The sequence below is a fragment of the Candidatus Fermentibacter sp. genome (genome assembly GCA_030373045.1).
Taxonomy (GTDB): domain Bacteria; phylum Fermentibacterota; class Fermentibacteria; order Fermentibacterales; family Fermentibacteraceae; genus Fermentibacter.
This window is the reverse complement of record JAUCPW010000049.1, coordinates 1-23,437: the sequence shown is the minus strand read 5'-3', so window position 1 is coordinate 23,437 and position 23,437 is coordinate 1. Positions and strand designations below refer to the sequence as shown.

Annotated in this window: 20 protein-coding genes; 6 read left to right on the top strand and 14 right to left on the bottom strand. The window is 67.9% G+C overall.

Annotated features, from left to right (window positions below; translation table 11 throughout):
• Positions 1 to 61 precede the first annotated feature (61 nt).
• On the bottom strand, positions 62 to 487 hold the full coding sequence (locus tag QUS11_08570) for an Hsp20/alpha crystallin family protein (GenBank protein ID MDM7993353.1): 426 nt from the start codon (positions 485 to 487) through the stop codon (positions 62 to 64).
• A 513-nt stretch (positions 488 to 1,000) separates the two neighbouring features.
• Between QUS11_08570 and uvrA the strand changes: the two genes are divergently transcribed.
• A complete protein-coding gene (uvrA, locus tag QUS11_08565; GenBank protein MDM7993352.1) occupies positions 1,001 to 3,820 on the top strand; it encodes an excinuclease ABC subunit UvrA in 2,820 nt (939 codons plus the stop codon).
• On the opposite strand, the gene QUS11_08560 is transcribed toward uvrA, so the two are convergent.
• Both QUS11_08560 and QUS11_08555 read right to left on the bottom strand, forming a co-directional pair.
• Positions 3,778 to 4,665: a sugar nucleotide-binding protein gene (locus QUS11_08560; protein ID MDM7993351.1), complete on the bottom strand. Its 888-nt coding sequence runs from the start codon at positions 4,663 to 4,665 to the stop codon at positions 3,778 to 3,780. The genes uvrA and QUS11_08560 overlap by 43 nt on opposite strands.
• Positions 4,625 to 5,050: a PaaI family thioesterase gene (locus QUS11_08555; protein MDM7993350.1), complete on the bottom strand. Its 426-nt coding sequence runs from the start codon at positions 5,048 to 5,050 to the stop codon at positions 4,625 to 4,627. The genes QUS11_08560 and QUS11_08555 overlap by 41 nt, the downstream gene beginning before the upstream one ends.
• Between QUS11_08555 and QUS11_08550 the strand changes: the two genes are divergently transcribed.
• A complete protein-coding gene (locus QUS11_08550; GenBank protein MDM7993349.1) occupies positions 5,031 to 6,455 on the top strand; it encodes a sigma-54 dependent transcriptional regulator in 1,425 nt (474 codons plus the stop codon). The two genes, QUS11_08555 and QUS11_08550, sit on opposite strands and share 20 nt — an antisense overlap.
• A 42-nt stretch (positions 6,456 to 6,497) precedes the next feature.
• Here the strand turns inward: QUS11_08550 and QUS11_08545 are convergent, their stop codons facing one another.
• From QUS11_08545 to QUS11_08535, 3 genes are read right to left on the bottom strand one after another with little or no spacing between them, the layout of a single operon-like run.
• Positions 6,498 to 8,198: a carbamoyltransferase C-terminal domain-containing protein gene (locus tag QUS11_08545; GenBank protein MDM7993348.1), complete on the bottom strand. Its 1,701-nt coding sequence runs from the start codon at positions 8,196 to 8,198 to the stop codon at positions 6,498 to 6,500.
• A 10-nt stretch (positions 8,199 to 8,208) separates the two neighbouring features.
• Positions 8,209 to 9,177 (bottom strand): glycosyltransferase family 2 protein, encoded by a 969-nt coding sequence (locus QUS11_08540; protein ID MDM7993347.1) that lies wholly within the window; start codon positions 9,175 to 9,177, stop codon positions 8,209 to 8,211.
• Positions 9,174 to 10,226 (bottom strand): M23 family metallopeptidase, encoded by a 1,053-nt coding sequence (locus tag QUS11_08535; protein MDM7993346.1) that lies wholly within the window; start codon positions 10,224 to 10,226, stop codon positions 9,174 to 9,176. Before QUS11_08535 ends, QUS11_08540 begins: the two co-directional genes overlap by 4 nt.
• 82 nt (positions 10,227 to 10,308) lie before the next feature.
• Here QUS11_08535 and QUS11_08530 point away from each other — a divergent pair, with 82 nt between their 5' ends.
• The 4 genes from QUS11_08530 to rsgA all read left to right on the top strand — a co-directional run bounded on the left by QUS11_08530 (position 10,309) and on the right by rsgA (position 14,318).
• Positions 10,309 to 11,700, top strand: coding sequence for a sigma-54 dependent transcriptional regulator (locus QUS11_08530; protein MDM7993345.1), 1,392 nt, complete (start codon positions 10,309 to 10,311; stop codon positions 11,698 to 11,700).
• 96 nt (positions 11,701 to 11,796) lie between these two features.
• Positions 11,797 to 13,083: a phosphopyruvate hydratase gene (gene eno, locus QUS11_08525; protein ID MDM7993344.1), complete on the top strand. Its 1,287-nt coding sequence runs from the start codon at positions 11,797 to 11,799 to the stop codon at positions 13,081 to 13,083.
• 4 nt (positions 13,084 to 13,087) lie between these two features.
• Entirely contained in the window at positions 13,088 to 13,411 is a 324-nt protein-coding gene (locus QUS11_08520; GenBank protein MDM7993343.1) for a hypothetical protein, read from the top strand.
• 4 nt (positions 13,412 to 13,415) lie between these two features.
• On the top strand, positions 13,416 to 14,318 hold the full coding sequence (gene rsgA, locus QUS11_08515; protein MDM7993342.1) for a ribosome small subunit-dependent GTPase A: 903 nt from the start codon (positions 13,416 to 13,418) through the stop codon (positions 14,316 to 14,318).
• Here the strand turns inward: rsgA and QUS11_08510 are convergent.
• The 8 genes from QUS11_08510 to QUS11_08475 all read right to left on the bottom strand — a co-directional run.
• Positions 14,282 to 15,565 carry a Wzz/FepE/Etk N-terminal domain-containing protein gene (locus tag QUS11_08510; protein ID MDM7993341.1) on the bottom strand — a complete coding sequence of 428 codons (1,284 nt, stop codon included), beginning with the start codon at positions 15,563 to 15,565 and terminating at the stop codon, positions 14,282 to 14,284. The two genes, rsgA and QUS11_08510, sit on opposite strands and share 37 nt — an antisense overlap.
• Positions 15,562 to 16,743, bottom strand: a complete 1,182-nt coding sequence (locus tag QUS11_08505; protein MDM7993340.1) for an SLBB domain-containing protein — start codon at positions 16,741 to 16,743, stop codon at positions 15,562 to 15,564. Before QUS11_08505 ends, QUS11_08510 begins: the two co-directional genes overlap by 4 nt.
• Positions 16,744 to 16,755: 12 nt before the next feature.
• The gene (argF, locus tag QUS11_08500) at positions 16,756 to 17,697 is read right to left on the bottom strand and encodes an ornithine carbamoyltransferase (GenBank protein MDM7993339.1); all 942 of its coding nucleotides are present in this window, start codon (positions 17,695 to 17,697) and stop codon (positions 16,756 to 16,758) included.
• 152 nt (positions 17,698 to 17,849) lie between these two features.
• Positions 17,850 to 18,416 carry a hypothetical protein gene (locus QUS11_08495; protein MDM7993338.1) on the bottom strand — a complete coding sequence of 189 codons (567 nt, stop codon included), beginning with the start codon at positions 18,414 to 18,416 and terminating at the stop codon, positions 17,850 to 17,852.
• Positions 18,417 to 18,491: 75 nt separating this feature from the next.
• On the bottom strand, positions 18,492 to 19,304 hold the full coding sequence (locus QUS11_08490) for a hypothetical protein (GenBank protein ID MDM7993337.1): 813 nt from the start codon (positions 19,302 to 19,304) through the stop codon (positions 18,492 to 18,494).
• Positions 19,305 to 19,344: 40 nt separating this feature from the next.
• Entirely contained in the window at positions 19,345 to 20,424 is a 1,080-nt protein-coding gene (locus QUS11_08485) for a hypothetical protein (GenBank protein MDM7993336.1), read from the bottom strand.
• A gap of 159 nt (positions 20,425 to 20,583) precedes the next feature.
• The gene (locus tag QUS11_08480; GenBank protein ID MDM7993335.1) at positions 20,584 to 21,384 is read right to left on the bottom strand and encodes a hypothetical protein; all 801 of its coding nucleotides are present in this window, start codon (positions 21,382 to 21,384) and stop codon (positions 20,584 to 20,586) included.
• A 98-nt stretch (positions 21,385 to 21,482) separates the two neighbouring features.
• Positions 21,483 to 23,437, bottom strand: a 1,955-nt coding sequence (locus tag QUS11_08475; protein MDM7993334.1) for a HEAT repeat domain-containing protein, incomplete at its 5' end; no start/stop codon positions are given.

Here is a 23,437-nt window from a genome sequence, read left to right as displayed (position 1 = left end):
CCTTTCACTCCCACTGACGATCTTTCCCGGGCTGTCCGGCCACGGCCGGCGCCCCGTGTTCCTATTCCGGTCTTATCCTCACGGTCACGCCGGTTCCGGCGAGAGGGAGGACCACGTGCAGGATTCCGTTCTCCAGTTCGGCGGATGCCGAACCCGCGTCGACCTCCCCCGGCAGTGCAACGCACCGGGAGAATCCGCCCTGCAGGCACTCCCTGACGAAGGTCTGCCCGAGCCCCGCTCCCGGGGCGCTCCTGCGCCCGCTCATCCGCAGCGAGTCGGAACTGACGTCGATGTCGATCTCGCCCGGGGAGAATCCAGGCACTTCGGCCACGACGTGAAGCGCCCCGTCACCGCGGTAGACGTCTATGGCAGGCTTCCGCGAACCGCGCCCCGCAGCGACGGCCGAGGGGCCGCCGCATCCGCAGGCTTCCCGGCAGGCGCTGACAGCCCGCTCTCCGCAGCGGTAGTCTCTGGTACGGTGATGCATCGCCTCTCCTGGTCATGCCGGCCGGACGTTCTCCGGCCTCTGGAGACAATCAGCAACAGCCTTGCCAGAACCATCCTGCGCCGCATGATGCTGTCGGACATCTTGTTGTGTCCGCGTCACCCCTCCCGGGAACCGGAGCCGGTGCGCACTGGGGCTATTGTGGCGCAGGGCCGCAGGCCTCTCGCAGAAACCGTGTCCCAGGCTATATTCCGTTTCTTGTGCCCAGCCTCCGGATCGGCATGTCGGACCGGGGCCGGCGACGGGATTCTCAGGCGGTTCATCAGGGTCCGGATACGGGATTAGGACCCGTGCAAGGGACTCATAAAAGGAAGATACGGGTACAGTCAGGTTCTCGATGTGGTCATCAGGGTCCGGGTCAGGCATTCGGATTCGTGCAAGAGACTCATAAAAGGAAGATACGGGAACAGTCAGGTTCTCGATGTGGTCATCAGGGTCCGGGTCAGGCATTCGGATTCGTGTAAGAGACTCATAAAAGGAAGATACGGGAACTGGATGGATGCGATAGTTGTCAGGGGGGCCAGGGAGCACAACCTGAGGGGCATCGACGTGTCGATCCCCAGGAACAGGCTCGTGGTCGTCACCGGCGTCTCCGGCTCGGGGAAGAGCTCGTTCGCTTTCGACACGCTCTACGCCGAGGGCCAGCGCAGATACATCGAATCCCTCTCGGCCTACGCCCGGCAGTTCCTCGGGCAGCTCGAGAAACCGTTGTACGAGAGCATCGAGGGGCTGTCGCCGGCCATCTCGATCGAGCAGAAGACCGTCAGCCACAACCCGCGCTCCACGGTGGGCACCGTCACCGAGATCGCCGACTACCTCAGGGTCCTCTACGCCAGGATCGGCCAGCTCCACTGCCCCTCGTGCGGAAGGGGCGTGGGCAGGCAGTCGGCGCAGCAGATAGTCGACAGGATCTCGTCGATGCCCGAGGGCAGCCGCCTCCTGATAGCCGCCCCTCTGGTGAAGGGCCGCAAGGGGGCCTACACCGAGCTGCTCGCCGACCTCCGGAAGAAGGGCTACGTCAGGATCCTGGTCGACGGGGAGATCCGCTCCCTCGACGAGGGGATCAGGCTGCAGGAGAAGCGCAGGCACGACCTCATGGTGGTCGTGGACCGCATCTCCGTGAAGCCCGGGATCGACACAAGGCTGACCAGCTCGGTAGAGACGGCGCTGAAGGAGGGATCGGGCGGCATGGCCGTCGTCGACGCCGACAGCGGTGAGCAAACCTTCTTCAGCGAACAGAACGCGTGTCTCCACTGCGGGATATCGTTCCCCGACCCCACGGTGCAGCTCTTCAGCTTCAACAATCCCGCCGGCATGTGCCAGACCTGCTCGGGCCTGGGGTTCGAGATGAAGGTCGATCCCGACCTCGTCGTGCCCAGGCCGGCCCTCTCGATCAAGGACGGGGCGGTCGCTCCCTGGGGCGAGCCCAGGGGATGGACCGCGACCCTGTCCAAGGCCCTCGCCGAGGCGTACGACTTCAGTCTCGGAACGCCCTGGAAGCGCCTCTCTGAAGAGCAGCAGCAGGCGGTCCTCAGGGGCACCACCGACACTAAGATCCTCAGGTTCGCCTGGGAGGGAGAGCACAGCCGGGGGAACTGGGAGGGTCCCTGGGAGGGCGTGATCCCCAGGCTCGAGAGGCTCTACCTGACGACCTCGAGCGAAGGGTCGCGGGCCGGTTACGAGAAGTTCTTCCGCCGTACCCCCTGCTCGTCCTGCGGAGGATCGCGCCTGCGCCCGGAGGCCCGTTCCGTGTACGTTGCGGGGCGCGGCATCCACGAGCTCAACTCCATGACCGTCGGCGACGCGTGGAACTTCTTCCAGGAACTCGGGCTCGGCCGGAACGACCTGCTCATCGCGGGAGAACTCCTCAAGGAGCTCAAGGGCAGGCTCGGCTTCCTGATGGACGTCGGCCTCCACTACCTGACCCTCGACAGGGCCGCCCCCTCCCTCTCCGGCGGGGAGGCCCAGAGGATAAGGCTGGCGAGCCAGATAGGAAGCGGCCTCACCGGAGTCCTCTACGTGCTCGACGAGCCCACGATAGGGCTGCACCAGCGCGACAACCTGAAACTGATCAGCACCCTCGAGAAGCTGCGCGACCTGGGCAACACCGTCGTCGTCGTGGAGCACGACAGGGACACCATCCTGAGGGCCGACCACGTCGTGGACTTCGGGCCGGGCGCGGGCACGGACGGAGGCCTCGTGGTCTCGGAGGGATCCCCGGCCAAGATCATGGCCGACGAGGCGTCGCTGACCGGCAGATATCTGACGGGGCGCGAGCGGATAAGCCGGATAAGACCCCCCAGGAGCAGGGCCCACGGCACTCTGACCCTCGACGGGGCAACGCTCCACAACCTGCGGAACGTGACGGTCTCGTTCCCTCTCGGGCGCTTCATCTGCGTGACGGGCGTGTCGGGCTCGGGCAAGAGCTCTCTCGTTACGCAGACGCTCTTCCCCGCGCTCTCGGAGCTCTGCGGGGGCGCATCCGGGACGCCGGGGCCGCACAGGGGCATCAGGGGTTACGAGAACGTCGACAAGGTGATCAACATCTCCCAGGACCCGATCGGCCGGACGCCGCGATCCAATCCAGCCACCTACACCAAGGTCTTCGACCAGATCCGCACCGTGTTCGCCGGGCTGCCTTCGGCGAAGATGCGGGGGTACTCGCCGGGCCGGTTCAGCTTCAACGTGCACGGCGGGAGGTGCGAGGACTGCCAGGGCGCCGGGGTGAAGAGGATCGAGATGCATTTCCTCGCCGACGTGTTCGTGGTCTGCGAGACCTGCGGGGGGATGCGCTTCAACCGCGAGACCCTGAGAGTCGCCTTCCGGGAGCACAACATCGCGCAGGTGCTCGACCTGACGGTCAGGCAGGCGATGGAGCTGTTCGAGCGGATGCCCGCGGTGGCCAGGACCCTGAAGGTGATGGACGACGTGGGGCTCGGGTACATCAAGCTCGGACAGCCGGCCACCACGCTCTCCGGCGGCGAGGCGCAGCGCGTGAAGCTGGCCCGGGAGCTCGCTCGCCCCGGCTCCTCCCACACCATGTACATCCTCGACGAACCTACCACCGGCCTCCACTTCCACGACGTGAGGAAGCTCCTGCACGTGCTCGACCGGCTGGTGGGCCAGGGCAACACGGTCGTGGTCATAGAGCACAACCTCGACGTGGTGAAGAATGCCGACTGGATCATCGATCTCGGTCCGGAGGGCGGCGACGGCGGCGGCATGGTGATAGCCGAAGGCACTCCCGAGGACGTGGCTGCGGTCGAGGGGTCCTACACCGGGAGATTCCTGGCGGAAGTACTCGGCGACTCCTGAGGATACTCGATCCCGAAGGCCTGGAACGGATCGGGGGGATCCCCCATGATCTGCGCGAACCGCGACGTGTCCAGGGACAGGTCTTCGGGGACCCCGGGCGGCCTGTAGCCCGCAGGAGGGCAGTCCATCCTGCCCAGGTGCGCGAACAGCATCTCCGCGAACGCCGATCTCGCCAGGGAATGAAGCCCGGCAACCAGGAGCAGCCCCCGGGCGCCCGCCCCGAAGGCCCCCATCACCGCTCCGGGGAGCCAGCTCACCGGGGTATGGTTGCGCCAGGAGTCGACATGGACGCTCCCGACGAGCCCCGCCAGCAGTTCCTCCGAGAATGTGCGCCTCGAGGCTCCCACCTCGCCGAAGAGAACGGAAGTCCTCACCACGAGTGCATCGGGATGGGCCGACAGCACCGACAGGTCGCCAAGCAGCTTCGTCCAGCCGTAGATGGAGCGTGGGACGCAGGGAGACCGCTCGCCGTAGGGGGGCGTGGCTCCGCCGTACACGAGATCGGTCGAGAAGTGGACGAGAGGGATGCCCAGGGAGCTGCAGACCCCCGCCAGCCCCCGGGGGAGCAGTGCGTTCGCGAGAAGGGCGCCTGCCGGGTCGTGCAGGCAGTCACGGGGCGACGACATCGCGCAGGCGTTCACGACCAGGTCGGGCCGCAGCTCGCCGAGCAGGGAGGCGGCGCATCCGGGCGCCGAAAGGGATGCGCCGGGGCGGGAGACGATCCTGCAGGTGCCTTCCAGGGCGCGCCTGAAGGCCGTGCCCAGCCTGCCGGAACTCCCCAGCAGCAGGATCGGACGGGGGGGCTCAGTTCCCGACGAGGATGAAGCTCGCGCTGCCCGAAGCAACTACCTCCCCCTCCTGCAGCATCTCCGCCGATGCCCTGGCAAGCCTGCCCCGGCTCTCGGTGACGCGGGCCGTGACTACGGTTTCGATCCCCGTCCTGGCGGGCCTCCTGAAGCAGACCGATATCTCCGCCGTGGCGTACCGCCCGCCCAGGCTCATCGAGGCATAGGCCATCGCCTCGTCGAGAACGGCGGTCACCATCCCCCCGTGCATCACGCCGGCCCAGCCCTGCGTCTCCCTGGGCGGCACCAGCTCGAGGCGGCAGGAGCCGCCCTCGCCCCTCGGCGAGAGCCGGAGGCCTGACGGGTTGTCCTTCCCGCACACGAAACAGTAGTCGTCGTTCACCGCAAATCCCGTCCCGCCGCCCATGCCTCTCCCTTCGTGCACGATGCCCGGCCCTCCGAGATATATTACGAGTCCATATCATCGCGAGCGGAGGGCCGAACTGGTTACGATCCTCGGCAGGGGTACGGTTCTGATAGTCGATTCCAGCGCCGCCAGGGCGTCGGCCGTGGGCGCGGTGGCATCGGCCTCGGGGTACTCGGTCATCTCCGAGCCCAGCGCCCGGGCGGCACTCCGGCGCATCGTGGCCCGTTCGGTCAACGTCGTCATAGCCGCTTCCGACATGGCCGACATGCATGTGGGCACCTTCCTCGAATCGGTGCGAAGGGCCAACCCATCGGCCGGGACGGTCATCTACGGCAGGAGCGTCAACGCGGAGGACGCCGTGGCCTGGATGAAGGCCGGCGTCACCGACGTCATTCTCGACCCCGACGACGCTTCTAGGATACGCGAGGCCATAGGCAGGGCCTTCGCCCTCTCGGCGTCGCTGTCGGCCGAGAAGCCCCAGGCCGGCCAGTCCTCGATGGCCGAAACCCCGTTCATCTACCGCAGCCGCGCGATCGAGGAGCTCATGACGAGGGTCAGGAAGGTCGCCCCTGTGAAGGCGACCGTCCTAGTGACGGGCGAGAGCGGCACAGGGAAGGATCTCCTCGCCAGGCAGATCCATGCCCTGAGCGGCCGGACCGGGCCGTACCTGGCGCTCAACTGCGCGGCCATCCCCGAGACTCTTCTCGAAAACGAGCTGTTCGGCCACGAGCGCGGAGCGTTCACAGGCGCGGAACGCGCCTCGGAGGGCAGGTTCGAGGCCGCCGGCGGAGGCACCCTGCTCCTCGACGAGATAGGCGAGATCCCACCGGCAACCCAGGTCAAGCTCCTGAGGGCGCTGGAGGAGGAGCAGGTGACGAGGCTCGGAGGCACCCGGCCGATACCCACGGACGTCAGGCTCATAGCAGCCACGAACAGCGACCTGGCGGCGAAGGTGAGGGAGGGCGGCTTCCGGGAGGACCTCTTCTACAGGCTCAAGGTAGTGGAGCTCTACATCCCTCCGCTGAGGGCCAGGCGGCAGGACATCCCGCTCCTGGCAGTGTCCTTCGTGCGCGAGGCGGCCGAGAAGCACGGCCTGCCCGTCCCCGCGGTGGAACCGGAGGCTCTCGCGATCCTGAGCGGGTACTCGTGGCCCGGGAACGTCAGGCAGCTGCGCAACCTCATGGAGAGCCTCGTCATCATGTCGGGGCAGGGCATCGGCCCGGACGATCTCCCGGTGGAGATCAGGGGCAGCGCCGCCAGGGGCTCGGAGGTTCTGCAGGTCGAACTCCCCCGCAGCCTCGAGGAGATCGAGAACCTCGTCATAGAGAGGACGCTGGCGCTCGCGGAAGGCAATCGCACGAGGGCTGCGGAGATGCTGGGCATCGGCCGCCGCACCCTCCAGCGCAAGCTCGGCGGCGACTGACCCCCCTCCGGCCCCCCGCCCCCCCTCAGCCGGCGTTCCGGATCAGCGGGGGGATTTGACGATGAGGAAGGGGGGGATCGAGAGGGCGTCGAGGCCGGTGCCCCAGAAGCAGCGCAGGGCGTCCACCGGCGACTCCACGATCGGCTCGCCCTTCACGTTGAAGGATGTGTTCATCACGACCGGCACCCCGGTGAGGGCTCCGAACTCCCGTATGATCCTCCAGTAGGGCTGGTTCGTCTCCGCGGTCACGGTCTGGACCCTGGAAGTGTTGTCGACGTGCGTGACGGCGGGTATCACCTCGGCCTTCCCCGGGCGTACCATGTAGGTCGAGATCATGTAGCGCGACTTCCGGCAGCCCTCGAAGTACTCACCGGCCGACTCCTCGAGGCAGCTCGGCGCGAAGGGCCTGAAGCCCTCCCTCTGCTTCACCACGCTGTTCACGATGTCCTTCATGTCGGCCCTGCGGGGGTCGGCGAGGATCGAGCGGTTGCCGAGAGCCCTGGGTCCGAACTCCATCCTGCCCTGGAAGAGCCCCACCACGTTCCCGTCCGCCACGAGGCGGGCGGTCTCGGCGTGGATGTCCCCGGGCCTGGCATAGCTCTGCTTGGACTGGATCAGCGCGGCTTCGATCTCCGTTTCGGTATAGGACGGCCCCAGGTACATGCCCGGGGGCGTCTCGAGCGGTGTTCCGCCGAACATCGAGAGATGCGCGGCGACCGCGGCTCCTATCGAGGTGCCCGCATCGTGCGGCGCGGGGAGCGGATAGATCTCGGAGAAGCCCGCCTCCCTCTCGATGAGGCCGTTCATCACGCAGTTGAGCCCCACGCCGCCTGCGATGACGAGCCTGTCGCGCCCGGTCGCCTTCCTCAGGAGCTTCGCCAGGGACAGTCCGACCTCCTCGAGCGCCCTCTGCGCCGAGGCTGCGATGTTCTCGTGACGCCTCTCCATCTCCCCGCCCGGCTCGCGCGGCGGGCCCAGCACCTCCTGCACGGCGCGGGGGAAGCTGGCATGATGGACCCCCCTGCGGATGTCCAGGAGCCCGGTGTCCACCCGTATGCGGCCGTCGGGCGTGGCCCGGATCATCCTCCTGAAGAGGTCGACGAACTCGGGCTCGCCGTATGAGGACAGACCCATCACCTTGTACTCGTCGCCGTCCGGCTCGAAGCCCAGGTGGCGTGTCACGGCGCTGTAGAACACCCCGGGGGAGTCGGGATAGACCGATCCCGAGAGCCTGCGCAGTCTCGGGCCCTCGAAGTCGCCCAGGAGGCTCGTGTCCCTCTCGCCCACGCCGTCCATCGTCAGGACGGCGGGATTCTCGAACCCGGAGCAGTACCAGGCCGCCCATGCATGCGCCGTGTGATGGTCTACGAACACGGTCCGCGCCCTGAACCCGGGGCCGAGGTGCTCCTTCATCGTCGCGCCCGCCAGCGACATCTTGCGCGCGCCTGCGAGCTGGGCGAGGAGGAAGTTGCCGCCCCCCCGCTCGAGGATGTAGTGCCTGCTGAAAAGCAGGTTCTCGGCCATCACGCGCGACGGCACCATGTAGTAGGCGACACAGTCCAGGTCGGATGCCGCGAGCCCGGCGGCCTTCAGGCAGTAGTCGACCGCCCTGGCGGGGAAGCCCGGGTCGTGCTTGACCCTGGTGAAGCGTTCCTCCTCCGCCGCAGCGACCAGACGGCCGTCGACGAGTATGGCTGCAGCGGAATCGTGCTTGTAGCAGTTGAAACCCAGGACTGCGGGCATGGCCGGCCTTTCACCCGCTCCGGGAGGAAACGTCCCGGAGCTCCTTCAGGGCCTCCGAGCAGTAGCTGCGCGAAAACCTGACGTCCCTGAGCGCCTTCCCCGGCCGCACGATCCCCACGGCCGCCCTCCCCAGGTGCATCGCCGACATGAGGAGGCGGAAGCATGCAGCGTCGAGAGGGCTGCCGTGCTTCCGCAGGAAGCGGAGTTTGGCGGATATATACCTGAGCGTCGTATCCCGTCCATACACCGCCTGCGCCGATCCCCCCTCGATGTGGACGACGCACGACGACGGGATGAACCAGACCTCCATCCCCTTCTCGCGGAACCTGTACTGGAGATCCGTCTCCTCGTGGTAGAAGAAGTAGTCGGTGTCGAACCCGCCCGTCTCGCGGAACATGCCGGTGCGGATGGCCATGACGGCCCCCACCAGCCAGTCCGCCCTGCGCTCGGAGGCATGGTTCGAATACTTGGCCGACAGGCGGCTGCGGAACGGCATGTGCTCCCGGATGAGCGCGCACGGGAACGGGAAGTCGCGCATGGAGGGCTGCAGCGTCCCGTCGGGCCACAGCAGCTTCGGCCCGGCCAGAGCCGCCCGCGGGTGCCTGGCCAGCCCCTGCAGCAGGGCGTCGAGGCTGCCGGGGAGGAACACGGTGTCGCTGTTGGCCAGTACGACTACCTCCTCCGGCAGGTCCGAGAGCGCCTCGTTCGCCCCGGCCGCGAAGCCGAGGTTGACGGGCGACCTGCGGATGGAGAACCACTCCTCCCCGCCGAAGCGCTCCTCCACCAGGCGGTCGGAGCCGTCGGTCGAGCCGTTGTCGAACACGGCGAGCCGCGAGCCGGTGGAGGCGAGCTGCGGGGCCACGGACTCGATCATGTCGGCCAGGAACGCAGCCCCGTTGAAGTTGAGCGTGACAACAGCGCAGGAGGGTATCGAGCAGGAGTGGGAGTCTCGGTCCGCGGACGCCTGCTGGCCCGTCATCGCGCACCAGCCGCCATCATCGAGTCGCAGGCGGCCGTGAAGGCACGGAAAGCCTCGAGATCGGCCCCGGAGAGCGATCTGGAATGCGAGCCGCCGAAAAGGTAAGGATCGATGGCGTAGCCGTTCTCGTCGTCGATCTGGTAGTGGAGGTGCGCCGAATAGGACCTGCCCGTGCTGCCCACCCAGCCGACCACCGAGCCGCTCGCGGCGGTGGACCCGCAGGAGAGTTCCGGCGCTATCCCCTGAAGGTGGAGGTAGATCTCGGAGTAGCCGCCGCCCATGTCCAGCTCCAGGCATTGCCCGTTGTACTCCGTGTTCCAGTTCATGCGAACCACCCTGCCGCCGTGCGGGGTGCGGACGGGCGTGCCCTCGGGGGCCTTGAAGTCGACGCCCCCGTGCCCGTGATCGCCCCTCGGCTCGCCGAAGACGCCCGTGATCTCCTCGAAGGTCGAGACCGGCATGGCGTCGAGCAGCCTGATGACCTCGGTGCCGCCGGGATGCCAGTAGGACGGGTAGTTATCGCCCGAGCGCCTGTACTGGTACAGGGCGAAGGCGCTGTTCGACGTGCCCGCCATGGGGACGTAGCGCAGCGCCACGGTGCGGTTCTCCATCCCCGCTCCCGAGTCGCGGTAGATGGCGATGATGGAGTCGCCCGCGCAGATGTCGTGCCAGGGGTCCATGTCCCACCAGAGGCACCTGGTGAGATGGGCGCCTAGCACGTCGGGATCCCCGTCGGGGCAGGTCTCCTGGAGGGTTGCGTAGAGCGAGCCGTGCACCTCGACGGCCAGCACGCGCGCCCCCTCGAGGGATTCGTACACGGGCGGGGCGATGGCCGAACTGTCCGGTGGCAGGGAGTCGGGGAGCGCCAGGCTGTCCGGGGGCGGGACGCTGTCGGGAACGACCAGCGCCGTGTCCGCGTGTGGGGGGCCGGCCTGTCCGTCGAGTCCGATGACGAAGACGGGCTCCCCCGGCTGCCTCCTGCACGCGGAGGCCAGGATGGCCGGCAGAACTGCGAGGACGAAGGCGGCTGGAACCCTGGGAGCAGGCAATGGCTCTCCTGCGTCAAGATATTGACATCATCCCGGGGCAGGCGAATATCACCCCGGGGTCACCTGTCACACAGAGGGGAATATGGGCCAGACCGGCGGCAAGGTGCACCGGGTCCTGATCGTCGATGACGAACAGGGCGTCAGGGGCGTCCTGACCGAGATGCTCAAGGCCGGGGGATATCCGGCCGAGTCCGTCTCGGAGGGGCGGGAGGCCCTGCGCGCCCTGCGCACGTCATCCTTCGACGTGATGATCACCGACGTGCGGCTGCCCGACATCTCGGGCCTCGAGCTGCTGGCGGTCGTGCACGACAAGTACCCCTGGCTCCCGGTGATCGTCATCACTGGCTACGCCACCATAGACAGCACAATCAAGGCCATGCGCCTCGGCGCGGTGGACTACATCCCGAAGCCCTTCACGAGGGACTCGGTGATGGCCTCGGTGGAGCAGGCCATCCAGTCGGGCCTCGCCGCGGCGAGGAAGACCGAGAGGCCCTACTGCGAGATCGTGCACGGCGGCGGGAGCATGACAGGGATCATGGCCCTCATCGACAAGGTGAGCCGCTCCGACGCCACCGTCCTCATCACGGGCGAGAGCGGCACGGGCAAGGAGCTGGTGGCCCGGGCCATCCACCGGCAGGGCGCCAGGGCCAGGCAGCCCTTCGTGACCGTCAACTCGGGCGCCCTGCCCGAGGGCCTGCTGGAGAGCGAGCTGTTCGGGCACACGCGCGGGGCCTACACCGGTGCGGTCACCTCGACGCTGGGCCGGTTCAGGATCGCCGACGGGGGCACGCTGTTCCTCGACGAGGTGGGCAACATGAGCCCGGCCATGCAGGTGAAGCTCCTCCGGGTCATCCAGGAGCAGGAGTTCTCGCCCGTGGGCAGCTCCGACCTCGTGAAGGTGGACGTGAGGCTCATCACCGCCACCAACCTCGACCTCGAGAACGCCGTGGCCGCCGGCACCTTCAGGGAGGACCTCTACTACCGCCTCAACGTCATCGAGATACACATCCCGCCCCTCCGCGAGCGCAGGGAGGACATCCTCCCGCTCGCCGACCACTTCCTGGCCAGGATAGCCGAGACCTCCCGAAGGAAGCAGCTCCGGCTCTCCCCCTCCGCCGTCGAGGTCCTCGGGACCTATGGCTGGCCCGGCAACGTGAGGGAACTCCAGAACGCGATGGAGAGGGCCTCGGTCCTGTCCGAGGGCGAGGAGATCGAGGCGAAGGACCTCCCCGTGAAGATCTCTGGCACCGGGCCCTCCCGCCCGGCCGGCCCCGCATCCGTTCCGCCCCTGGCGGGCAGGAGCCTCTCCGCCCTCCTGGCCGAGATAGAGAAGGCGCACATCGTCGACGCCCTGGAGGGCTCCGGCTGGGTGCGCTCCAAGGCAGCCGAGCGCCTGGGCATGAAGAGGACGACGCTCCTCGCCAGGATGGCCAGCCTCGGCATTACCGCCCCCGCCGGCGGCGGGGATGACTGACCCGCCCGCACGACCCGAGGACCCGTGCTATATTCAGGCAACAGGATCGAGGAACGGCGACGGGTCACGGAGCGACCCGCAACACGGGAGCTGATCATGAGTGAGATCATAGAGGTAAGAGGCAGGCAGATACTGGATTCGAGGGGCAACCCGACCGTCGAGGCCGACGTCTTCCTTGCCGACGGCTCCTTCGGCCGCGCAGCGGTGCCGAGCGGGGCTTCGACCGGAGGGCACGAGGCCTGCGAGCTGCGCGACGGAGGAACGGCGTTCAGGGGCAAGGGCGTCTCGAAGGCCGTCGAGAACGTGAACGGGGCGATAGCCCGGGCCGTCACGGGCCTCCCGGCGGACGAGCAGAGCCTGGTCGACTCGACGATGATCGCGCTGGACGGCACCCCGGACAAGAGCCGCCTGGGCGCCAACGCGGTACTGGCAGTCTCGATGGCCTCGGCCAGGGCCGCCGCCGCCTTCCACGAGACCCCGCTCTTCAGGTACCTGGGCGGCTCGGGCGCGTGCAGGCTGCCCGTCCCGATGATGAACATCATCAACGGGGGCAGGCATGCCTCGAACAGGCTCGACCTGCAGGAGTTCATGATCATGCCGGCCGGCTTCGAGAGCTTCTCCGAGGCCCTGCGCGCAGGCGTCGAGATCTGCCACGCCCTCAGGGACGCGGCCGCCTCGAAGGGCATGTCAACAAGCGTGGGCGACGAGGGCGGCATAGCCCCCGATCTCGAATCCAACGAGCACGCGCTCGACTTCATCGTGAAGGCCATCGAGAAGGCCGGCTACGTGCCCGGCGGCAACGTCTGGATAGCCCTCGACCCCGCGGCCAGCGAGTTCCACCGCGACGGCGCCTACGTGATGAGCGGCTCGGGCTTCGAGTACATGACGACCTCCACGCTGATCGACTACTGGGAGAAGCTGGTGGGAGCATTCCCGATCGCCAGCATAGAGGACGGCCTCGCGGAGGACGACTGGGAGGGCTGGCGCGAGATGACGCAGAGGCTCGGCGGCAGGATACACATCGTCGGCGACGACCTGTTCGTGACGAACACGCAGAGGCTCGCCCGCGGCATAGCCGAGCGCTCCGCGAATGCCATCCTGATCAAGCTCAACCAGATCGGATCCGTCACCGAGACCGTCGACGCCATCACGACGGCCTCCTGGAACGGCTTCCGCAGCATAGTCAGCCATCGCAGCGGCGAGACCGAGGACGCCTTCATATCCGACCTGGCCGTCGCCACCGGGAGCGGCCTGATCAAGACCGGCGCCCCGATAAGGACCGACAGGGCCGCGAAGTACAACCAGCTCCTTCGGATCGAGGAGGAGCTCGGCGCCAGGGCGTCCTACGCCGGCAGGTCCGCGCTCCCGGCCCCGCTCCGCTAGGTATTTGGACAGGCCGGGGTACTCGCCGGGCAGGGCAGCGAGGAGGTTCGTCCTCCTCCTGGCCCTCTCGGTGTTCGTGCTCCTTGCCGCCTTCCTGCTCCTCAACCCCGACGGGCTGCTGTCCCTCGGCAGCCTGCAGGGCGAACTCGACTCCGCCCGGGCGACCCGCGACAGCCTCGTGCAGCTCAGGGATTCTCTCAGGATCAGGATCGGGGCTCTGCAGGGCGATTCGGCCGCCATCGAGGAGGCCGTCAGGGAAATACTCGGCTGGGGGCGCCCCGGCGAGTTCGTGATCCGCTTCGACTCCACGGGCTCCGGGCCCCGCTGACGGGATGACCGCCGGCTACGCTCTCGTCTCCAGCGTCCACAGGCGCGGAGTCACGCTGCTTCTCCCCGGCGGGCGCGAGGCCGACGTCAGGGTTCCCGGGAGGCTGTTCCTCGAATGGAGCCCGGCCACCGGCGACAGGGTGGACGTCCTGGAGTCCCCCGGCGGCGATTTCTCGATCGAGGGCTTCGAACCGCGGAGGAACTCCCTCGAGCGGGCCGACGGCGCCGGCGGCACCCAGGTGATCGCCGCCAACATCGACATAGCCCTCGTCTTCGTGAGCCTGCGCGACCCCGTCCTGCGCCGGGGCTTCGTCGACCGGTGCCTCGCGGCAGCGGTGTGGCACTCCATCGACGCCTGCGTCGCGGTGAACAAGGTCGACCTCGCAGCGGAAGGCGATGCAGCCATCCTCGACGGGCTGGAGCGCGACTGCACGCGTGCGGGGGCCGCCTTCGCACGCGTCTCGTGCCTCGACGGCTCGGGCACCGCGGAGCTGCGCGCCCTGCTCGAGGGCTGCACCGTGGTGATGTCCGGCCCCTCGGGGGCGGGCAAGACCAGTCTTGCGAAGCTGCTCGGGGGGAGGCCCGACCTGCTGACCGGCGAGGTGAGCGGGAGGACGGGCAAGGGCCGCCATACCACCGTCGGGGCGAGGATGGTGCCGCTGGGCGGCGGCACGATCCTCATCGACACGCCCGGCCTGCGGGTGTTCCCGATAGAGCACATCCCCCGCGGGGAGCTCCGTCGCTGCTTCAGGGAGTTCGGACCGCTCGCGGCTTCCTGCAGGTTCAGGGACTGCATGCACGACGCCGAACCGGGATGTGCCGTAGTAGATGCGGTCGAACGCGGGGAGGTGTCCCCGGAGAGGCTCGCCTCCTACCGGGAGCTGCTGCGGGAGCTGTCCGGGAGCTGACGCTTCGCGCGGGGCGTGAAGTCGCGCCTGATGTCCGCGAACAATTCCTCCCACCCCGCCCAGGCTTCGGGCCTCTCGGCCCTCATGTGCCTGACGTTCTCACGCGCGAACAGGAAGGTCAGCAGCAGGGCGAGGGCAACCCCGAACACCTCGAGCCAGATCAGGAGCTTCTTCGGCTTGCTCTTCCAGCCCGGAGGCGAGGGCTCGTCGAGGAGCCTTATGGTCCCGCCCTCGCGCCTCTCCTCCACGCGTGCCTGCTCGAGGCTCAGCCTGAGCGCGGTGGTGAGCTGCAGAGCCATCTCGTAGTCGCTGCGCAGCCTGGCGTATTCGAACTGCACGGCAGGGAAGTCCTCGAGGGAGATGGCGGGGAAGAGCGAATCCATGCCGGCCGGCGCTGATCCCCTCTCGATCTCGCGGATGATCCCCAGGAGAGCGGCCGCCCGCCGCTCCATCTCGAGGGAGGCGGCGGTGCCTCCCATCCCGTAGCCGGACGAGATCGCCCTGGCCTGGGCGGTGTACTCGAGGTACTGGCGCTTGAGGTCGGCCAGGCCGGTGATCAGTTCGTCGAGCTGGGCGTCGGGCGAGATCAGGCCGCGCTCGAGCTCGAAGGCCGCGAGGTCGGCAGAGGCCCGGGAGAGCAGGCTGTCGGCCGACTCGAGTCGCACCTCGGTGAGCTCCCTGGCCCTCGTGGCCCTGGTGGTGGTGATCCAGGTGTTCAGGCTGTCGAGCACGAACACCACGCGCTCGGACACCTGAACCGAGTAGAGCGGATCGCCGGTGGTGACCCTTATCTCGATGAAGCCGGACGGCGTCACCGAGGCCTGGTAGTTGTTGCGGAACATCCGCCTGGCCCAGTACATGCCGAGCCAGGGGTCGCGGTCGTACTTGTCCCTGAGGTCCATGGAGTCGACGTAGGCCGTGCCCAGGATGACCCTGTCCGCCAGGGTGCGGCTCTGGAGGATCTCGACGTACACGTCGGACATCGTGGTCATCAGGGGCAGCGAGAAGCCCATGCCTCCGCCGAAGTACCCCATGAAGTCTGAGATCCCCAGCCCGCCGATCGAGATCGGGGTCTCGACGGGAGTCTCGGGGGGCATCACCACTGTCTTCACGGTGTACTGCTCCGGGAGCAGGTATGTGACGATCACGGCGGGGACCATCACGAGCGCGAGCGCCTTCAGGAGGAACCAGCGGTTCTTCAGGACGACGTACAGGTACCAGGAGGGCGTGCGCTCCGGGGCCGTCATATGCTCTGCCAGGCGATCACTATGCTGGCCACGCCCGTGAGTATGGTGAAGTAATCCTGCCACCACACGAGCGCGTGCCTCGGCACCTCGACCACGGCCCCTGCGGGGATGTCGGAGAGCTCGTCGGCGTCGGCCTCCGAGCCGTCGGGCAGGTGCACCCTGGTGCCGGATCCGTTCGCCTCGGGCCCGAACCCGCCGGCCTGGGCGACGTAGTGGAATGCGTCGCGTCCCGCCACGAACGGATAGACCCCCGGCGTGTGGACGTATCCCGTGACGGCGACGGTCGGGGGCGTGCCCGGCACCACGACCCTGTCGCCGGGGCCGACCTGCACTGAACCTTCGGGAGACGGCACGATCTCCCCGCCGGCCCGCAGCACGTAGCAGCTGTCGCGCAGGGCCCAGGGGGTGAAACCGCCTGCCCGGGCCACCAGCTCTCCCGCGGTTTCGCCGGGGATGTGCTCGAGGATGGTGGAGGACCCTTCTGCCAGGGCGGCTTCGGGGGCCGCCGCGGGGCTCAGCGGGCTCTTGACCCATACTGCGCCCTCCACGCTCACGAGGCTGTCTGCGATGTCGACGTGGACCCTCTCGCCCGGAGCGAGCATCGGGTCGAGCGCGGGGTCGCCCGAGAGGGCGTAGGCGAAGAGGTCGACGAGCGTCGAATCGCCTTCCGGGCCGATGATGGCGACCCGCGACAGCGCGGCGCCCGGCACCGGCCCGCCGGCCGCTTTTATCGCGTCGACGAGCCTGTCGGTGCCGCGAAGGGCCACGGCGCCGGGGGCTGCGACGCCCCCGGTGACGGGCACCATCGAGGTGCGGGCGACGGACAGGCCCACCGAGGGCCTTACGCCCAGTATCCGCGACCGCATGCGCTGCTCGACGAGGGCGGCGCCCTCCTCGAGGGTCAGGCCGTTCACGTCGACCGCGCCCACCATCGGCAGCAGCACGAAGCCGTCGGCAGAGACGGCGGTGTAGAAGACCGACCCGACAGCGCTGCCTGCGCTGAACTCGGACGGCAGCCCGCCCTCGGAGGCGACCCAGAGAAGGTCGCCAGGACCCAGCACGTATTCGGCCGGATCGGCGGCCGAGGCGGCCGGCGCGGGCACCCTCGACAGGTCGAGCGTCAGCGACTGCTGCGCCGTCTGCGCCGTCAGGGCCGCGGCCAGGATCGCCTCGAGCACCGGCGCCCCTTCCTAGAGGAGGGTGGCTATCATGAGGGCCTTGATCGTGTGCTTCCTGTTCTCGGCCTCGTCCCACACCACCGAGTGGGGCCCCTCGATGACGTCGAACGTCACCTCGTTGCCCTTCACGGCGGGCAGGCAGTGCAGGAAGATCACGTCGGGGTTGTCGGTCTGCCTGAGCATCTCGTCGTCCACCCTGTAGGGCTCGAGAAGGGCGATCCTCTCCTTCAGCTTGTCCTCCTCGCCCATCGAGGCCCAGACGTCGGTGTAGATGACGTCGGCGCCCGGGATGGCCTCTTCGCGGCTCGACGTCACGCTGATCTCGCAGCCCGAGTCCTCCGCGATCGAGCGGACGGTCTTGAGCAGCTCCTCCTCGGGGTGCAGGCCCTCGGGCGCCAGGATCGTGCAGTTCATGCCCATGAGGGCCGAGCCGATCATCAGGCTGTTGGCCATGTTGTTGCGACCGTCGCCGGCGTACACGAACTCGAGGCCGCGCACGTCGCCCAGCCTCTCCTCGATCGTCATCAGGTCGGCCAGCACCTGGGTGGGGTGGTACATGTCGGTGAGGCCGTTGTAGACGGGCACGCCGGAGTAGTCGGCCAGCATCTCGACCGTCTCCTGGCTGAAGCCGCGGAACATGATGGCGTCGAACATGCGGCCCAGGACGCGGGCGGTGTCCTCCACGCTCTCCTTGGCGCCGAGCTGGATGTCGGAGTTCGAGAGGAACACGGGGTGCCCGCCCTCCTCGCCGAACGCGGTCTCGAACGCGCAGCGGGTGCGCGTCGAACGCTTCTCGAACAGCATGGCGAGGGTCATGCCCTGGAACCTCTGGTGGCGGTTGCCGGTCATCCTCTCGGCCTTCACGCTGTGGGACACGTCGAGGAGGTAGCGGACCTCCTCGGGCTCGTAGTCGAGCAGGGTGAGAAGGGATCTGCCCCTCAGGTTGACGCCCATTTGAGGCTCCTTTCGGTCGATGTTCCGGTCGGTGTGCGAAACCGTGGTTTTCGGCCGACAAGATAACACGCCCCGGAGCGCGCGGCAAAACACAGTGCGTAACAATGAGGAGGGCGGGCCCGCTGGCCCGCCCTCCGGCTGCCGGATCGGGGCTAGAAGCTGTAGTAGACGCCGCCCAGGATGTGGGGCGAGCCGTAGGTGCCGAAGTGGCTGTAGGAGTACTCGATGTCGTCGGAGCCGGTCTCGTCGGTGGTGGTGGCGTTGTCGTAGCGCAGGCCGAACTCGCTGAAGAAGGCCACGTCGCTCATGCCGGGCACCGCGTAGTCGGCGCGCATCACGGGCAGCAGGGTCAGGTCGCTGGTGCTGACGTCCTCGGCGTTGTTCGTCTTGGCGTAGATCAGCGAGCCGCCGATGCTGAACACGGTGTTCGAGGGGTTGGCGATGACGTAGAAGCCCGAGCCGCCGATGGCGAAGGTGCTGAAGTCGGCGTCGGCGCTCTCGATTTCGTAGCTGTCCTTGCCGTAGCCGAGCAGCACCTCGATCCGGAACTCGGGCGACAGGGCGCTGCCGAGGCGGAGCAGGGGCAGGTCGGCCATCTGGGCGCCGGAGAGCCCTGTCGAATAGACGGGGATCTCGACCTCCTTGAACCCCAGGGAGAACCCGCCTGCGAACGAGGCTGCGGCTACCAGAAGCAGCATCACCGGTACGAATGCTCTCATCTTTCCCTCCTTAAGCCGGCCCCCGGCCGGGATACCCTGTCAATCTAACACGGCGGGGCGCGGGCGCGCCAGAAGCTACTTCAGCGCCTCCCACATCATGCGGAACGCCAGGTCTGCCTTGGCCTCGCAGCAGAGCTGGTCGGCCAGCACCACTATGCCGATCCTGTGGTCGCCCGGCAGGGAGACCACGGCCGCACGCACCCTGCCGCCCTCAGTGCCGCGAGAGCAGAAGCCGTAGATGGTGGCCGAACCGCCCTGCAGCTCCTCGAGCTCGGTGCGGGTGAACGGGTTGCGCACCAGGCGCCTTATCTCGGCCTCGTCGAGGCGGCTCTCGATGATCGAGAGCATTCCCATGCAGTCATCGGGGTTCGACATGTTGGGGTCCACCTCGGGTGCTCCGGGCCAGAAGAACTGGACCCCTGAATATGTCGTGGAGGAGAATCCCTTCTGCTCAAGCCAAGAGATGATTCTCGCTGGTTGCACACGGCCCGTGACTCGACAGAGCGCCTCCAGATCGCCCTCACGGGCCATGATGATCTGGTCGCTGACCGTCTCTTCCCGGGAGGACATGGTGTCGAGGGACACGACCCCGGCCCTGTCGAGGTCGATGGCGCACGAGGCTATGATCAGCTCGGGGCTGCCCATGTCGAACAGGCCGCCCTCGGTCTCGACGAAGCTCTCGCCCGTCTCGAAATCCTTCACCGCCACCGCGAAATGCCCGCCTTCCAGGCCGAGCACCTCGCGAGCGGCATCCCTCAGGTCGTCTATGCCGCCCGACGGGGCGGTGATCAGAGTATCGGGGTTCATCAGGATCGAGGGCGCGTCGCCCTGCTTGGCGGCCGTTCCCGGCGCGGCGGTGAGGATCGACAGAACGATTGCAGTCAGCATCTGAGCCTTCCCTGTAGGGCCCGGCAGGCCGGGCCCGGTGTCAGGACCCGGGGGTGAAGAGGCGCAGGCCCTGTATGGTCTGGAACTCGTACCTGAAGCCGACCCCGTAGCATCCCGGAACCACCGTGTGCTCCGGCAGGTAGTCGACCATGATCTTCACGTAGAAGCCTGTCTCCTCCATGTATCCGAACAGCACGTCGCCCACGGAAAGTGCCAGCGAGTCGGCGTAGCCCGACTCGGGCGCGATCGAATAGCTGCCCGGTGTCAGGACCAGCGGCGTGCTGTTGCCGCCGCCGAGGGGCGGCGCGTCGCCTGCGAAGAGGTGTACGGGCAGGCCGGTGCCGGACTGCCTGCAGTGGACGTCGTAGTCGTCGGGCGCGTAGTCGGAGAGGTATGCGCCGCAGGGCGTGAGCCTGGCCGCGTTGAACGAGCCGGCCGGCGCCGTCTCGTCCCAGATCACGTAGAGCGAGTCGTCGACGAAGGGCATCGTCCCGGCCGTGTCGCCGAAGCCCGGCGAGGTCTCCTCGTCCCTCACGCCCTTCACGCCGTAGATCCCGGCCGACTGGGCCTCGTGGACGTAGTATGCAGAGGTGGTCTCGGCCAGCTCCTGCCAGGTGCCCGCCGCATAGGGGTCGAAGTAGACCCTGTACGACGAGGCGCCGAAAAGGGGCGTCCAGGCCAGGTGCACCTCGGTGCCCTGGGTCGAGTCGGTGACCACGTACAGGCCCGAGACGTCGCCCAGCGGCTCGTGGGTTATCGTGACGGCCCCGTCGCTGTAGTCCGATGCATCCTCGTCCTCGCCGTCGTGGATGACGGCGCGGATGTAGTAGTCGCCGGCCGGCCACGACGAGCAGTCCCACAGCCAGCCCGAGGTGCCGGTGTCGATCGAGTCCTCGAGCAGGACGAGGCCGGTGGACGGGTCGTTGTCGGTGTCGGCGTAGATGTTCACGTACGCGTCGGACCAGTAGACGTTCTCGGCGTCCCACTCGATTATGTAGCTCTCGTCGGCCACGGCGCCCCCGGCGGGCGGGGCGGTTACCGTCACCGACAGGCCGTCGCCCGAGCCGCCGCACCCTGCGAGCGCCAGCGCTGTCGCGTAAATCGCTGCGATCCTCTTCATCGATGCCTCCACCCGCCCAGGAGGGCGACATGACCCGGCGCCCTGGCGCGCCGTCGATCAAGGGTCTTCATCGGGAATATACAGGCGGAGGGGGATCGGTGTTCCCCGGAAAGAAGGAGGGCGGGGTCGCCCCCGCCCTCCATCTGTTCAGATCAGAGATCAGGAGTTAGTCGTGAAGAGACGGATGCCCTCATTCTCCTGAATTTCGTAGGTGAACCAGATGCCGGTTCCGTTGGTGGAGCCGCCGACAGGGCCTGAAACCTCGTTGATGATCATCTTGGCGTAATAGCCGTCGAAGAGTTCACAGAAGATGACATCGCTGGTCACAACCCAGCCGCTGGTCCAGTAGCCACTCGAAGGAGCAGCTCCATAGCTGCCTCCTGCCTCGACCATTTCAGTGTGATTGCCATCACCGAAAGGACCGGTGTCACCGGAGTACAGCCAGGCATCGCTAGGGCTTGCCGGATCGGGATCATAAGCGTAGATGTCCTGCACGAAGCCGGAGGAGCCGGCAAGGCCGGTCGTACCACCGTCAAAACCGAAGATGAAACCGGAGTGCCAGTCTGCCGGAGCATAGTTATCGTAGATGGCGTATTCCGTTGTGATGATGGTCGGCATCGTATTCACGGCGGTGGAGTAGCCGGACGAGGAGTCGTCGCCGTTGTAGGCCGTGACGTAGTAGTAGCCCGCGCTCTCGGCGGTGTGGGTGTAGGTGGTGCCGGCCACGTCGCCGACCTCTTCGAGCGTTCCGCCCGAGGTCTCGCTGAACCAGACCTTGTAGCCCTCGGCGTCGGTTACCGCGCTCCAGCCGATGACGATGTCGACGCCATCGGAGGCGTCCCAGTTGATGGTCACGCCGGTGACAACGGGCATGTCGCCGGTGCCGCTCGGGCTGTCGCCCTCGCAGCCGGTCATCAGGGCGACGGCCGTGCACGCGAACAACAGAGCGAACTTCTTCATTGCATCTCCTTCCAGAGACATTCGGGCCCTAGAAACCGGCTTCAAGATAGAACGGCCCCGGCCTGCTGTCAATTATCCGGGTCTGCCCCGGCCTCCCCTCACTCCTCCGCCCGGAGGGTCTCGAGCGCCTTCAGCGCCGCGGTGCGCACGTCGAGGTACCAGTCCTGCGAAAGCCCCTCGAGCACCCCGGTCGCCGAGGAGTCGCCTATGGCCGCGAGGGACACCGCCACCTGCCTGCGCATCCTCTCGGAGCTGTCAGCCGCGAACGGCAGTATCCGGTCGAGTGACAGCGGGTTCCCGATGCTGCCCAGGGCCTGCACGGCCGAGAGCCTGACCGCGAGCGTGTCGGATGCGAGCATCTCCTCGATCGGGAGCCTCGCCTCCTCGCCGCCGGCCTCGCCCAGCAGGTAGATCGCGTTCCTGAGCCTGCGCCCGGTCAGACTGTCGAGCAGCGCCGTGAACATCGGCACGGCGATGCTGTCGTTCCTCTCCACCACGTCCTGGATCGCCCTGAGCGCCAGCCCGTCGGTGGTGTTCATCTGCCCGGACACGATGTACTCGAGGGCGGCCATGCCGCGGGAGGCCAGCTCCTCCCTGTGGGCCAGCACGCGGTCGCGGTTCTCGCCGACCTCCCACTCCGCCGCCACGCTGAAGAGGGAGTCGAGGTCGAGATCCTCCGGATGGCCGATCTCCTCTGGAGTCAGCGGGTCCTCGGGCGTTTCGGCCGCCAGGTCGAGCCCCGCGCCCCATGCGCCGTCGGTCCACCTCAGCGAATCGCTGCCGCGGCCCATGAACCTGTCGTCGTCGGCCAGGTCGAGGAACACGCCGCATCCGGCCGAGCCGCGCGACCACGCCCCCACGCCCTGGCCGTCGGAACCGCTCACGAACACGTCGGTGCCCGACATGTCCACGAACAGCGCGGCCGAATTGTTGATGGCGAAGCCCTGGGCGCCGTCGGACACGAACCTGTCGTCGCCCGAGCCGTCGAACAGCAGACCGGTGGAGAGGTCGTGGGCCGCGCCCTGCGACGGGCCGAACCGCGATATGTACATGTCGTCGCCCGAGCAGTCCCACAGGCAGCCCGAGGCCAGATGGATGCCCGAGCCCTGCGCGTACTGCGCGGCGTTGTAGCAGTCCTGCCCGCCCTCGTCGAAGAGCATGCCCAGCGCGTACCAGTAGGCCCCGCCCTGCCCGAACACCTCGGCGCGGTAGGTGTCGTTGCCGCTGCCGAAGTCTGCGAGCAGCCCGCGCCCCCCGGCCACCAGCGGCCTGAGGCCCATGCCGAAGCCCTGCGACATCGCCCTGTTGTCGTCGGGCAGGAGCGGCGCATGGGAGTAGACGAAGCCCGCCAGGTAGCAGTCGTCGCCCGAGCCGTCTGCGAGGATGCCCTCGCCCGCCGGCCCGCCGAAGCCCTGCCCGTAGCAGGCCGTGCGGTAGGTGTCGTCGCCGCCGCGGTCGACCAGGGTGCCGTGGCCGAGGCAGCCCGCGCCCTCGCCGAAGAAGTCGGTCACGTAAGTGTCGTTCCCGCCCAGGTCGGCCAGGATGCCCTCGCCCATGAGCCCCGCGCCCAGGGCGACGGGGCCGCACTCGTACGAGTCGTCCCCCTCGAGGTCCACCAGGGCGCCGAAGCCCATCAGGCCCGCGCCGCATGCCACCGGCAAGCCGGCCTCGTACCTGTCGTTCCCCGAGAGGTCGACGATCAGCACGGCGAAGCTCCCGTCGGGTCCGAAGGCCCCGCCCAGGTCGGCGTACACGTCGTTGCCGCCCACGTCGACGATGATCCTGAAGGCCGTCCCCGGCCCGTAGACGTTGTCGCCGGGACCGCCGACGATGTAGCCGGAGCCCGCGTCGAGCGCGCAGACCGTGCCTTCGACGCCCGAGAGGTCGAGGTCGGTGGGATCGTGCCACTCCACATCCCTCAGGGCTTCGGCCAGCGCGATCAGCTCGGACGGATCGAGGGGCTCGACAACGGGCCACCTCTCGAGCCACAACGCGAGGGTGTCGGGATCGCCCTCGAACTCGGCGGGCGGTGTGAGCCCCCTCGACTCGTGGA

Coding starts and splice junctions, on each gene's coding strand:
- argF (MDM7993339.1), bottom strand. CDS start 17,697: ATGGGCGTCAACCTGAGGGGCAGATCCCTTCTCACCCTGCTCGACTAC.
- QUS11_08570 (MDM7993353.1), bottom strand. CDS start 487: ATGCATCACCGTACCAGAGACTACCGCTGCGGAGAGCGGGCTGTCAGC.
- QUS11_08540 (MDM7993347.1), bottom strand. CDS start 9,177: ATGACGGGCCAGCAGGCGTCCGCGGACCGAGACTCCCACTCCTGCTCG.
- QUS11_08485 (MDM7993336.1), bottom strand. CDS start 20,424: ATGAAGAGGATCGCAGCGATTTACGCGACAGCGCTGGCGCTCGCAGGG.
- QUS11_08480 (MDM7993335.1), bottom strand. CDS start 21,384: ATGAAGAAGTTCGCTCTGTTGTTCGCGTGCACGGCCGTCGCCCTGATG.
- QUS11_08530 (MDM7993345.1), top strand. CDS start 10,309: ATGGGCCAGACCGGCGGCAAGGTGCACCGGGTCCTGATCGTCGATGAC.
- uvrA (MDM7993352.1), top strand. CDS start 1,001: ATGGATGCGATAGTTGTCAGGGGGGCCAGGGAGCACAACCTGAGGGGC.
- eno (MDM7993344.1), top strand. CDS start 11,797: ATGAGTGAGATCATAGAGGTAAGAGGCAGGCAGATACTGGATTCGAGG.
- QUS11_08510 (MDM7993341.1), bottom strand. CDS start 15,565: ATGACGGCCCCGGAGCGCACGCCCTCCTGGTACCTGTACGTCGTCCTG.
- QUS11_08550 (MDM7993349.1), top strand. CDS start 5,031: ATGCCTCTCCCTTCGTGCACGATGCCCGGCCCTCCGAGATATATTACG.
- QUS11_08495 (MDM7993338.1), bottom strand. CDS start 18,416: ATGAGAGCATTCGTACCGGTGATGCTGCTTCTGGTAGCCGCAGCCTCG.
- QUS11_08545 (MDM7993348.1), bottom strand. CDS start 8,198: ATGCCCGCAGTCCTGGGTTTCAACTGCTACAAGCACGATTCCGCTGCA.
- rsgA (MDM7993342.1), top strand. CDS start 13,416: ATGACCGCCGGCTACGCTCTCGTCTCCAGCGTCCACAGGCGCGGAGTC.
- QUS11_08490 (MDM7993337.1), bottom strand. CDS start 19,304: ATGCTGACTGCAATCGTTCTGTCGATCCTCACCGCCGCGCCGGGAACG.